Genomic DNA, 11,965 nt, shown 5'->3' on the forward strand with positions numbered 1-11,965 from the left:
CCGCCACCGCCGCCCCGCATCGTCGACTACCGCCTGCCCGGCATCGATCTGCTGGAACCGGCCGTCGAACACGCCGAGCAGGTCTCCGAACAGCATCTGGCCGAGACCGGCGAGCTGATCGCGCAGCGGCTGGCCGAGTTCAAGGTGCCGGTGTCCGTGGTCGGCGCGTCGGCCGGTCCGGTGATCACGCGCTTCGAGGTCGAGCCCGCGATGGGCGTGCGCGGGGCGCAGGTGGTCGGGCTGATGAAGGATCTGGCGCGCGCGCTCGGCGTCAGTTCGATCCGCGTGGTCGAAACCATTCCCGGCAAGACCTGCATGGGGCTCGAGTTGCCCAATGCCCGCCGCGAGATGATCCGCCTGTCCGAGATCGTCGCCGCCTCGTCGTTCCAGGCCCATGCCTCGCGGCTGGTGCTGGCGATGGGCAAGGACATCACCGGCAATCCGGTGGTCACCGATCTGGCGCGCGCGCCCCACCTGCTGGTGGCCGGCACCACCGGCTCGGGCAAGTCGGTGGCGATCAACGCGATGATCCTGTCGATGCTGTACAAGGCCACGCCGGACGATGTGCGGATGATCATGATCGACCCGAAGATGCTGGAGCTGTCGGTCTACGAGGGCATCCCGCATCTGCTGGCGCCGGTGGTCACCGACATGAAGCAGGCCGCACACGCGCTGAACTGGTGCGTCGGCGAAATGGAGAAGCGCTACCGCTTGATGTCGGCGCTCGGCGTGCGCAACCTCGCCGGCTACAACCAGAAGATCCGCGCCGCCGAGGCCGCCGGCGACAAGGTCCGCAATCCGTTCTCGCTGACGCCGGACGCGCCCGAGCCGCTGTCGACGCTGCCGCTGATCGTGGTGGTGATCGACGAGCTGGCCGACCTGATGATGGTGGCCGGCAAGAAGATCGAGGAACTGATCGCGCGCCTCGCGCAGAAGGCGCGCGCGGCCGGCATCCATCTGATCCTGGCCACGCAGCGCCCGTCGGTCGACGTGATCACCGGGCTGATCAAGGCCAATATCCCGACGCGCGTGGCCTTCCAGGTCTCGTCGAAGATCGACTCGCGCACGATCCTGGACCAGATGGGCGCCGAAAGCCTGCTGGGCCAGGGCGACATGCTGTTCCTGCCGCCTGGCACTGGCTATCCGCAACGCGTGCACGGCGCCTTTGCCGGCGACGATGAGGTCCACCGCGTCGTCGAGCACTGGAAGCAGTTCGGCGAGCCGGATTACGACGACGCCATTCTCGCGCCCGATCCGGCTGAAGCCAGTGGCGGCGATCTGTTCGGCGACGGGCCCGGCGGCGATGCCGAGGCCGATCCGCTGTACGACGAAGCCGCGGCCTTCGTGCTGACGTCGCGCCGCGCGTCGATCTCGGCGGTACAGCGCCATCTGCGCATCGGCTACAACCGTGCCGCGCGGCTGATCGAACAGATGGAAGTGGCGGGGTTGGTTTCGCCGATGGGGCGCAATGGGGCGCGCGATGTGCTGGCGCCTGGGGGGCAGGAGTAGCGCGCGGACGGTGGCGGTTGGCGAGCGCCGCTTGCCCTCTCCCCCGGCCCCTCTCCCGCAAGCGGGCGAGGGGAGCAACCAAGCGCGATAGCAAAGTCCGCCGATGTTCTCCCTCTCCCACTACCCGGAAGGCGGCAAGGGGAGCAAAAAATACCGTCGGTGTTCTCCCTCTCCGGCTACCCGGAGGGCGGGCAAGGGGGGCAAGAAATACCGTCGGTGTTCTCCCTCTCCGGCTACCCGGAAGGCGGGCAACGGGAGCAAAAAAATACCGTCGGTGTTCTCCCTCTCCCGCTTGCGGGAGAGGGCCGGGGAGAGGGCAAACAGCGGCCCAACAGCCCCTTACGCTTGCACTGCCACCACCGGCTCGCCCAGATTCAACATCAACCGATTCGCCCACGCAAAGATCGCAATGGCGTGAATGCCGTCGAGGATCTCGGCATCGCTCAATCCTGCTTCGCGCAGCGCCGCCAGCGACGCCGCGCCGATGCGGTCCGGGTGCTCGGTCAGCGCGACGGAGAAGCGCGCGATGGCCTGCTCACGCGCGGTGGTGCCGGCCGTGCGCGGATTGTCGAAGACCTGCGCGATCGCGTCGTTGCGCTTGGCCAGTTGTTCGAAGCGTTGCGCATGGACCGACGCGCAGTAGACGCAGCCATTGATGCACGACACCACGGTGCTCGCCAGTTCGCGCTCGGCGCGCGCCATGCCGCCGGGCGCGTACATGATCGCGTTGAAGGCCGCCGAACGCTGCCGCAGGATCTCCGGCTGGTGCACCAGGAACAGGTAGTAGTCCGAGACCTTGGCTTTCGGATGGCTTTCCTCGAGCACGGCGATCTGCTCGGGCGTCGCCCGGTCGACCGGCACCACGTCGAGCCATGCCTTCCAGTCCAGCACTTCATTGGTGAAGCCGTTGATGCGAATGATGTCGCCCGGCCTCGTGGTCGCCGCAGCGGCCGGCGCCAGGTCGCTCGGCAGCGCCTCGCCCTGCGACGCGCCGCTCAACGCGCGCAGACCGGCGACCAGCCGCGCCTGGTATGACAGGAAGGCGATCAGCTGCGCCAGCGTCACGACTTCGGGCGTCGACAGTCCGGCGGCCGGCAGGCTCAGCAGCGCGGCGCGGTCGCCTTCGACCGGCTTTTCGATCAGCTTGCGCGTGAAGGCCAGCATCGCGCGCAGCCGCGCATCGGCGACGGCATCGAGACGCGCACCGTCGGCCGCCGCCACCGTCTCGGCATCGGCGCCGGCCGCGCGCAGCCGATCCAGATAGTGCGCGGCCAGTTCGGCCGACGGCGTCAGCCGCGACGCATACAGCGCGACCGCGAGGCGTTCGGTCAGCGACAGGCCGGGCAGGGCCGGATCGAACATCGTGCGATAGCTGCCCTCGGTCGCGACGGCGACCTTGTCGCGCTGATGACGCAGCGCATGCGTGGCACTGCCGGCGGCAAGGCCCGCGAGGCGGTCGATCAGGTCGAGTTCGGCGGTGGCGTTGGCTGGGGTGGACGAAGCAGTCATGGTGTCGGAAGGAAAAAGCCAGAAAAGTCAGCGGTCAGCGAAGGAACAGGGTTCGGCGCTTGCCAGCGAATCCGTCGTCCCCGCGCACGCGGGGACCCAGTGACTTCCAAAGACGCTGGGTTCCCGCCTTCGCGGGAACGACATCACGGCCGATCGTGTTCATTGCCCTTGAAGCGCAGGCGGCGGCGCCGGCGTCCATTCGTCGCCGTAGAGCTCCGGCTCGGCATAGGCCTGCAGCACGGCGAAATGGGTCTCGACGTCTTCCTGGTACAGCAGCGCGGCGATGCCTTGGCCCAGCCGGCGCGCGCCGTCGCTGATGGCCGGGATGTCGCCCGAAATCGTGCCGTGCGACAGCGCGGCCGGATAGCAGAAGCAGTGCACGCGCGACAGGCCGGGGCAGGCGCCAGGCGTCTTCTCCTGGAATTCGAATACCGGGCCCAGGTCGGGCGAATCGCGCAGTTCCGGGTCTTCCTGGCCGGCCGGCGGCTGGAAGCGGTCGCCCCACAGCCGGATCTGCGGTGCGATGACCGAGAACTCCGGACGCGCACCGAAATCGACGCGAAAGCCCGTCGACAGCAGCAGGAAGTCGAGCTCGAACACGCCCTTGGCGGTGTGCACGCGCAGCGTATCGCTGTCGCCCCCGCCGCCAACCCCGCCGCGGACTTCGACTCGCTCGATCGGGCAGCCGACATGGAAGCGCGCATTGTCGTGGCGCGACACGCGCAGCGTGCTGCCGCGCGGCGGCGGCACCTGTTCGCTGTTGATGTAATGGCGCAGCCGCCATTTCCACTGATCGGGCAGTCCGTAGTGGCCGTGCGTCAGCCCGGGGTTGCCCGAGCCCTTGCTCTTGTTGATGCGCGGAATCTCGGCGCGGCGGATCAGCAGGTCGACGCTGGCCGCGCCGGCCTCCAGCGCGGTCGCGGCACTGTCCATCGCCGATGCGCCGGCCCCAACCACGCCGACGCGCTTGCCGCGCAGCAGGCGGTAATCCATCGGATCGGACGAGTGCGCCCACAGATGGGCCGGCAGGTCCTGCGCGAAGGATGGCAGCAGCGGGCCGCCCAGGCCATCGCGCCCGGTGGCCAGCACCACGCGCCGCGCCATCACGCGCCGTGGGCCGGCGGGTGTGGTCATCCGCAGTTCGACCAGGCCGTCGGCGCGGGGCAGCACGGTATCGACGGTGTGTTCGTTGGCCACGTCCAGATCGAGCACCTGCCGATACCAGCGCAGATAGTCCATCCATTGCAGGCGCGGAATCTTGTCGAGCGCGTCCCATGCCGCCGTGCCGAATTGCGCCTCGAACCAGGCGCGGAACGTCAGCGCGGGCAGGCCGAGCGCCGGGCCGGTCAGCTGCTTGGGCGAGCGCAAGGTTTCCATGCGGGCGGTCGTTGCCCAGGGTCCTTCGAATCCCGCCGGGGCACGGTCGAAGATGCGCGCAGCGATACCGAGGTGCTTCAGCGTCGCGCTGGCGGCCAAGCCGGCCATGCCGCCGCCGATGATGGCGACGTCGAGCACCGGCGCGCCGTCGAACTGGCGCGGCGGCACCCACGGCTTGGCGGGCAGGTCCAGCCAGGCGAGGTCCTGGCGCAGGCGGGCTTCCAGCGCGGGCAGGCCGGCGGGAGCGGAAGACAGTGTGGAATCGGTCGTGGACATCGAGAGCACTTCAGGCTGACATCAATCGTTCTGTCGGGATAGGGCGGGACGGGCCGGCCCGCGTGCGGTGCCGGCGTCGCTGACCGCTTCGGATTGCGGCACCAGCGGCGGCACCAGCGGCGCCAACGGCATCACGCTGTCGCCCTCGCGCGGGTCTCGCCGAACGAAGCCCGGCAACAGCCGCGCCGCGGCCAGCGCCAATTGCTCGGTCAGGCTCTGCACCGCCGGCGTCGGCGGCCGTCCCTGCGGCGTGATCACGCAGAAATGGAAGGGGATCGGCACGTCGATCGGCCGCACCGCCACGCCATCGACCGGAAAGCCATAGGCGGTGACAGGCTCGAGCACGGCCAGCCCCAGCCCGGCGCGCACCAGCGCCAGCGCGTTCAGCGAGGTATTGGTATCGATCCGGCGCGGCACCGCGATGCCGGCGCTCTCCAGCGCCCGGTCCACCAGCTGGCGCAGCCGGTAGGGGTTCTGCATCGTCACCAGCGCGCGTTCGGCGCAGGCGGCCAGCGGCACGGTATCGGCGGCCGCCAGTGGATCGTCGGCTGCCAGCGCGGCGACGCATTGGACCTCGCCGATCCAGTGCACCGCCACGCCGCGATGCTCGAGCGGGAGGCTGGTGACGCCGGCCTCGGCGGCGCCAGTCAGCACCGCGTGCACCACCTTTTCGGGCGAGGCGCTGTGCAGATGGATCTGCGCCGGCAGCGCCGGATCGGCGGCCAGGGCGGCGGGTACCAGGCCGGCGGCCAGCGCCGGCGTTGCCACCACGTTGAGGGAGCGGCTGCCTTCGCGGCCGATCACCGCGGCGCTGGCACGGATCTGCTGCATGCCGAGCAGCACCGGCTCGACTTCCTCGTACAGCAAGAAGCCGCGCTCGGTCGGGCTGACGCGCGGTCCGCTGCGGGCGAACAGCGCAAAGCCAAGCTCGCTCTCCAGCTCCTGGATCGAGCGCGTGATCGCCGGCTGCGAGCGGCCCAGCAGGCGGCCGGCGGCGGTGACGCTGCCGGTCGACATCACTGCGGCGAAGGCTTCGAGCTGGCGGATTTCCATGGCAGGTGAGTATGCGTATATCGCATTCTTGCGCGCTTATGATGCCAAAGGCAAATACTATTTCGGCATACGCTTCTGCGACCGGGGGCGAGCGGGCGTCCTGCTGCGGGGGCCGGCCCGGCGGTGGGTCGCTATCATGAGCCGATCGTTCGCGTGGAGAAATGCGATGAAGGAATCATGCGGCCGGCCTTTCGGTCCCCGATGGAGACCGCTGTCGAGCCTGCTGATGGCGCTGTCAGTCGCGGTGCTGCTCGGATGCGGCATGCCGCTTTCCGGCTGGGCGCAGGGCGATCCGCCCGCCGCCAACGCCCCGCTGAAGGTCGGCTCGAAGCGCTTTACCGAGTCCTACATCCTCGGCGAAATCCTGACCCAGAGCGCGGCGAGCGCCGGGCCCGCCCGCCATCTGGCGGGACTCGGCAATACCGCAATCGTGTTCGCCGCGCTGCGCGCCGGCAGCATCGACCTGTATCCGGACTACACCGGCACCGTCGCTGCCGAACTGCTGAAGCTGCCGGCCACCGCGACGCTGGCGCAGATCAACGCGGCCCTCGCGCCACTGGGGCTGGGCGCCGCGGTGCCCTTCGGTTTCCAGAACACCTATGCGATCGCCGTGCGCGGCGAGGGCGGCAAGGGGGGAGGCAGCGCCCAGGCCGCCGCGGCGCCCGACAACCTGCGCACACTGTCCGACCTGGCTCGCGCACCGGGGCTGCGGCTCGGCCTGTCGCACGAATTCCTCGGCCGCGCCGACGGCTGGCCCACGTTGGCCAGCCGCTATGGCCTGCCCCAGCAGCCGGTCGGGCTGGACCACGGCATTGCCTACGAAGCGCTGGTGGCCGGACAGGTCGACGCGATCGACATCTATTCGACCGACGCCAAGATCCGCGCCTATCGGCTGCGCGTGCTTGACGACGACCGCCAGGTGTTTCCGCGCTATGACGCGATCGTGCTGTATCGGCTCGATGTGCCGCAGCGCCATCCGGCCGCATGGCGTGCGATCGCCGAGCTCGAAGGCCGTATCGACGGCGAACGGATGATCGCGATGAATGCGCAGGCGGAGCTCGATGGGGCCAGCTTCGCGGCGGTGGCGCGGCGGTTTCTGGCGGGCGAGCGTGGGGCCGAGGAAAAGTCGGCGCAGATGTCCGGGGAGATCTCGGAGGGCAACGCGGCCGACAAGCGGGCAGGGCTGTTAGGCGCCTTGCTCGGCCCGGATACCTGGCGGCTGACCCGCCAGCATCTGGCGCTGGTAGCCGGCGCGGTCGGGGCCGCGGTGGTGGTCGGTGTGCCGCTGGGCGTCGTCGCGGCGCGCCGACGGCGGCTGGGGCAGGTCGTGCTGGCGATCGCCGGCATGTTGCAGACGATCCCGTCGCTCGCGCTGCTGGCCGGGCTGATTCCGCTGCTTGGCCGCATCGGCCTGTGGCCGGCGATGGTCGCGCTGTTTCTGTACGCCTTGCTGCCGATCGTGCGCAATACCTGCACCGGGCTGCAGCAGGTACCGGCCGGCCTGTCGGACGCCGGCCGCGCGCTGGGGCTGACCGCCCGCCAGCGCCTGCGTCATGTCGAACTGCCGCTGGCGCTGCCGGTGATCCTGGCCGGCATCAAGACCGCGGTCGTGATCAGCGTCGGCACCGCCACCGTGGCCGCCTTCGTTGGTGCCGGCGGCTATGGCGAACGCATCGCCACCGGCCTTGCGCTCAACGATGACACGCTGCTGCTGGCCGGTGCGATACCGTCGGCGCTGCTCGCGCTGCTGGCGCAGGGCCTCTTCGAGGCCGCCGAGCGCTGGGTGCTGTTCCGCGGCCAGCGCGCGGCCAGGAACGATCAGAAGTGATGGCGCATGCCGACCATCACGCCGACGCGCGTGGTGCTGTCGACGTCGAGCGCCGGCGTGCCGGCCCAGTACTCGGTCTCGCGACCGACCGCGCCACCGCGCGCCCGTGCGGCATCGGCCTCGACGTAGACGTGGGTGCGCTTCGATAGCGCATAGTCGGCCACCACCGCGATGCTGTCGGCATTGCCGCTGCCCAGCGGCACCGGCACGTCCTGGAACTGCGTGGCGACGTTGCCGTTCTGCCAGTAGCGGTAGTAGGCCCCGGACAGATGCAGCGCCGGCGTCAGCTGATAGCCCAGCCCCGCGAAGGCGATCGCATGGCGCGCATCGGTCGCCGATTCGCGCCGGCCCATATGGCCGAGGAACGCCTTGGCCTTGCCGAACGCATACGAGCCGCCGACCGTGTAGTTGCGCACGGTGCCGCTGCCATCGTCGTTCTTGCGCTGGTCGTAGGCAACGCCGAAGGCGACCGGTCCCTGCTGGTACAGCGCGCCGCCGCCCAGCGTGGTGCCGCGGACCATGCTGCCGGGCTGCTCGCCGGCGCCGTAGTCGAGCTGCACGGTCAGCGGACCCATCGTGCGCTGGTAGACCACGCTGTTGTTGATGCGGTAGTCCTGGATAAAGATGTCGCCGCCCAGGTACAGCGGGTCCGACCAGAAGTTGCCCCAGCCCTGGTCGAGCGGATTGAAGGCCCAGCCGATATTGTTCAGTGCGTTGTACTGCCGCCCGAAGGTCAGGCTGCCCCAGTCGCCCTTCAGGCCGACATAGGCCTGCCGGCCGAAGAACGCGTTGTAGCCGAGGCGGCCGTCGTCGCTGCCGACGCCCGCTTCCAGCTGGAAGATCGCGTGATTGCCGCCGCCGAGGTCTTCGTCGCCTTTCAGGCCGAAGCGGCTGCCGACCATGCCGCCGGACACCAGCCCGACCTGATCGTTGTGATGGCCGTCGAGATTCGAGGTGTAGCGCACCGCCGAGCTGACGATGCCGTACAGCGTGACGCCGGGCTCGGCTTGCGCGGCGCCTGGGAGAGCGGCGACGGGCAATAGCCCGGCCGCCAGCAGCCAGGGGCTGGCTGTCTTCTTCATGGATTGTCCTCCGAGGTCGGACCCGTCCGGCGCACGGGGCGCCGGCGGACCCGTCAGGCCGATGGCCTGCGGTACCAGTCCCGCGCGGGCACGCGGGTCGTCATCGGGACGCGCGCGATGGCGCCTATCCCGGGCGAGGGTCGAAGTGGGCGACGTTGCCTTGCTGGCGGCGAATGCCGGCAGTGGAGCCGGGCAAGCCTGCGCGATGCCGGACAGTCCGGCGCCGCTAGAGTGGGCCCGAAGGCCTGATGGTGGGTTCGCCGGCGCCCACCTCGCGCGTCGTTCCGGCTATCGCAGGGCGGACGGTGAAGGCATGTTCCGGGTCGTCCCCGGTACGGCGAACGGGCCGTAGTTTACCTGCTTTGCCGAGCGGGCCCGAAAAACGCGGTTTTGACCGCTCGATGACCCGCGCCATCGCCCGGCCGAAACTGGCTCGACGGAATACCCGGCAGGACGACTGAAATGTGATGTTTAAATAATTTTTCTAAAAATAGACGATATTAAATCGGTAAACAGGTGCGTTTAAACGCATAGGAGATCCGCGATGGCGTTGAGAAACGCCTTCCAGGACTTTGGTCGTACGGGTGCACTTCAGCGCAATGCAGACGCGGCCGAAGAGTAGGGCTCGGATCCGGCTACCGCCTCTCGGTACCCTCATACGAAGAAAACTCAGTTTCCGCCATATCGTGGTCAAAGGATGGCGCGCAGGCCGCGGTGGAGCAAGCGAACTGCTCGATGAACCGAGATGTCAACGCGCCATCGCCGCCAGTCCCTGCTCGAGATCCGCAATCAGGTCGCGCGGATCCTCGAGGCCGATATGCAGCCGGACGATCGGCCCGCGCGCCGACCAGTCGTCGACGCTGCGAGCGCGCCCCAGGTCGGACAGCGTGGCCAGGCTCTCGTAGCCGCCCCAGGACGCGCCGATGCCGAACAGCGTCAGTGCGTCGATGAAGCGCTCGGCGGCTGCCAGCCCGTGCCCGCGCAGTTCGAAGGAAAGCAGGCCGTTGGTACCCGTGCAATCGCGCTGCCACAGCGCATGGCCTGGATCGCCGGGCAGTGCGGGGCAGAAGACCGTGGCGACCTCCGCGCGCTGCGTCAGCCAGTCGGCCACCGCTAGCGCATTGGCCTCGTGCATCGCCAGCCGCGGCGCCAGGCTGCGGATGCCGCGCAGCACCAGATAGGCGTCGTCCGGGCTGACCGCGATGCCGAAGCTGTCGGCCAGCGTGGACAGCGGCTGCCAGGCGTCCTTGGTGGTCGTCACCGTGCCCATCATCACGTCGGAATGGCCCGACAGGTATTTGGTCGCGGCCATGATGGAGACATCGGCGCCGAGCGCCAGCGGCCGGTATTGCAGGCCGGAGCCCCAGGTGTTGTCGGCCACCAGCAGCAGCCCGCGCCGGCGCGCCAGCGCCGACAGTTGGCGCAGGTCGCACATCTCGTAGACCAGCGAGCCCGGGCATTCGGCGTACAGCATGCGCGTGGCCGGTTCGATGCGGGCCTCGATATCGCTGCCGTCGGCGGCGTAGAAATCGACGCGGATGCCGTGGTCGCGCAGGAAGGTGTTGGCCAGATTGCGCACCGGTTCGTAGACGCAGTCGGCCATCAGCACATGGTCGCCCGGACGCAGATAGGCCAGCAGCGTCATGCCGATTGCCGCCAGCCCGGTTGGATACAGCCGCGTGCGGTAGCCGCCTTCGAGCGCGCAGACCGCGTCCTCGAGCGCGAAGCTGGTCGGCGTGCCGCGCGCGCCGTAGGTGAACAGGCGTTCCTCGCCGCGCCGGGCGCGCGCCTCGCGCTGCTGCGCGACGGTGTCGAACAGCACGGTACTGCTGCGCACCACCGGCGGATTGACCGGGCGGCCGCCTGGGTAGTCGAGCGCCTTGCCGGCGTGGATCAGCGTGGTCAGCGGCGAATGTCTGGTGGGATCGGGCATGGCGTCAGAGCGGCATCAAGGCGGCCATCACGGCGGAGCGGCGGCGCCGAATGGATGCGGAATGGTGTGAGACGGAAGCGGCGGAGGCGGGTGACCCAGGCGCGGTGCCGGCCGCGAACGGACCCGGCACCGCGCAACGGCGTCGGCATCGGCAATCAGTCGATCTTCGCGCCCGACAGCTTGACGATGCGCGACCACTTCGCGATATCGCTCTTGAGCTGCGCCGCGAAGGCCTCGGGCGTGCTGGCCACGACCTCGCTGCCGCCGTCGTGGATCAGCTTGACGACCTCGGGCGACTGCAGCACCTGCACGATCGAGGCGCGCAGGTAGGCGACGCGCTCGGGCGAGGTGCCGGCTGGCGCGAAGATGCCGTACCAGTCCTCGAAGCTGGCGTTCTTGTAGCCGAGCTCGTCGAGCGTCGGCACCTTGGCGAATACGCCGAGGCGCTTCGGGCTCGTCACCGCCAGCACACGCATCTTGCCGTTCTGCACGAAGCCTGCGACCGACGACGTCGACGTGATCAGCGTCGCCACCTGGCCGCCGAGCAGGTCGGTAATGGCCGGGCCTGCGCCCTTGTAGGGCACATGCGTCAGCGCAATCTTGTGGTCCTTGTCGAGGACGACGCCGACCAGATGCGACAGCGTGCCATTGCCCGGCGTCGCATAGGTCAGCTTGCCCGGCTCGGCTTTGGCCTGCGTGACCAGGTCGGCAAAGGTCTTCAGCGGCGAATCGGCGGCAACGACGATGGCCAGTGGCGCGGCATTGAGTTGCGTGATCGGCGTGAAGCTCTTGACCGGATCGAAGCCGGCCGACGAGTACAGCGTCGGATTGACCGCCATCAGCGAGACCTGCGAAGTCAGCAGCGTATAGCCGTCGGGCTTGGTCTCGGCCACCAGCTTCGCGCCGATATTGCCGCCGGCACCGCCGCGGTTGTCGACGACCGCGGGCTGGCCGGTGACGGCGGCCAGCTTGTTGGTGACGATGCGCGTGATCGCATCGTTGCCGCCGCCAGCGGGGAAGGGCGACACAAAGCGGATCGGCTGGCTCGGATAGCCGCCGACCGGCGCCAGCGGCTGTGCGCTGGCGATCGGGGCCGCGGCCAGTTGCACCGCGGTCAGCAGGCTGAGCATCGACAGGGATATGGTTCTTTTCATGGGGACTCCTCCAGGCGGGGTGGGTACTACGGCAGGCGGTAGCTGCCCAGCTCCGCGTCGTCGAGCTGGGAGATCAGATTGGTTTCCCACGCCAGGTACTGGCGGGCGGCGGCCTTGTTGCCGTCGTGGCGGTCGTGCACGAAGAACAGGTAGTCGATGCAGTCGCGGTCGGCGGGCTCGTTCGGCGACGCGGCCAGCGGCAGGCCCGCGGCCTTCCACGCCGCGATGCCGCCGTCGAGCACGC

The 11,965-nt window shown here is 69.2% G+C and carries 8 protein-coding genes and 1 pseudogene; 2 read left to right on the top strand and 7 right to left on the bottom strand.

The features are described 5' to 3' along the window. On the top strand, positions 1-1,509 hold a 1,509-nt coding region (locus B551_RS04375), incomplete at its 5' end, for a DNA translocase FtsK (RefSeq protein ID WP_023263553.1). 339 nt (positions 1,510-1,848) lie between these two features. On the opposite strand, the gene B551_RS25475 is transcribed toward B551_RS04375, so the two are convergent. The 3 genes from B551_RS25475 to B551_RS04390 form a co-directional block, all read right to left on the bottom strand. Further along, positions 1,849-3,018, bottom strand: a complete 1,170-nt coding sequence (locus tag B551_RS25475) for a peroxidase-related enzyme (protein WP_006579958.1) — start codon at positions 3,016-3,018, stop codon at positions 1,849-1,851. Between the two features lie 159 nt (positions 3,019-3,177). After that, positions 3,178-4,671 carry a SidA/IucD/PvdA family monooxygenase gene (locus B551_RS04385; RefSeq protein WP_006579957.1) on the bottom strand — a complete coding sequence of 498 codons (1,494 nt, stop codon included), beginning with the start codon at positions 4,669-4,671 and terminating at the stop codon, positions 3,178-3,180. Positions 4,672-4,692: 21 nt separating this feature from the next. Beyond that, positions 4,693-5,724, bottom strand: a complete 1,032-nt coding sequence (locus B551_RS04390) for a LysR family transcriptional regulator (RefSeq protein WP_023263555.1) — start codon at positions 5,722-5,724, stop codon at positions 4,693-4,695. Between the two features lie 226 nt (positions 5,725-5,950). Between B551_RS04390 and B551_RS04395 the strand changes: the two genes are divergently transcribed. Continuing rightward, positions 5,951-7,552, top strand: coding sequence for a glycine betaine ABC transporter substrate-binding protein (locus tag B551_RS04395; RefSeq protein ID WP_006579343.1), 1,602 nt, complete (start codon positions 5,951-5,953; stop codon positions 7,550-7,552). On the opposite strand, the gene B551_RS04400 is transcribed toward B551_RS04395, so the two are convergent. From B551_RS04400 to B551_RS26425, 4 genes and pseudogenes are all read right to left on the bottom strand, one after another. Further along, entirely contained in the window at positions 7,543-8,634 is a 1,092-nt protein-coding gene (locus B551_RS04400) for a porin (protein WP_006579342.1), read from the bottom strand. The two genes, B551_RS04395 and B551_RS04400, sit on opposite strands and share 10 nt — an antisense overlap. A 748-nt stretch (positions 8,635-9,382) precedes the next feature. Beyond that, a complete protein-coding gene (metC, locus tag B551_RS04405; RefSeq protein ID WP_006579341.1) occupies positions 9,383-10,567 on the bottom strand; it encodes a cystathionine beta-lyase in 1,185 nt (394 codons plus the stop codon). A gap of 155 nt (positions 10,568-10,722) precedes the next feature. Next, complete coding sequence (locus tag B551_RS04410) at positions 10,723-11,697, bottom strand: tripartite tricarboxylate transporter substrate binding protein (protein WP_023263556.1); 975 nt, start codon at positions 11,695-11,697, stop codon at positions 10,723-10,725. A gap of 50 nt (positions 11,698-11,747) precedes the next feature. Continuing rightward, positions 11,748-11,965 (bottom strand): annotated as a pseudogene (locus B551_RS26425) (sulfurtransferase); the annotation flags it as partial.

This window comes from Cupriavidus sp. HPC(L) (assembly GCF_000307735.3).
Classification (GTDB): Bacteria; Pseudomonadota; Gammaproteobacteria; order Burkholderiales; family Burkholderiaceae; genus Cupriavidus.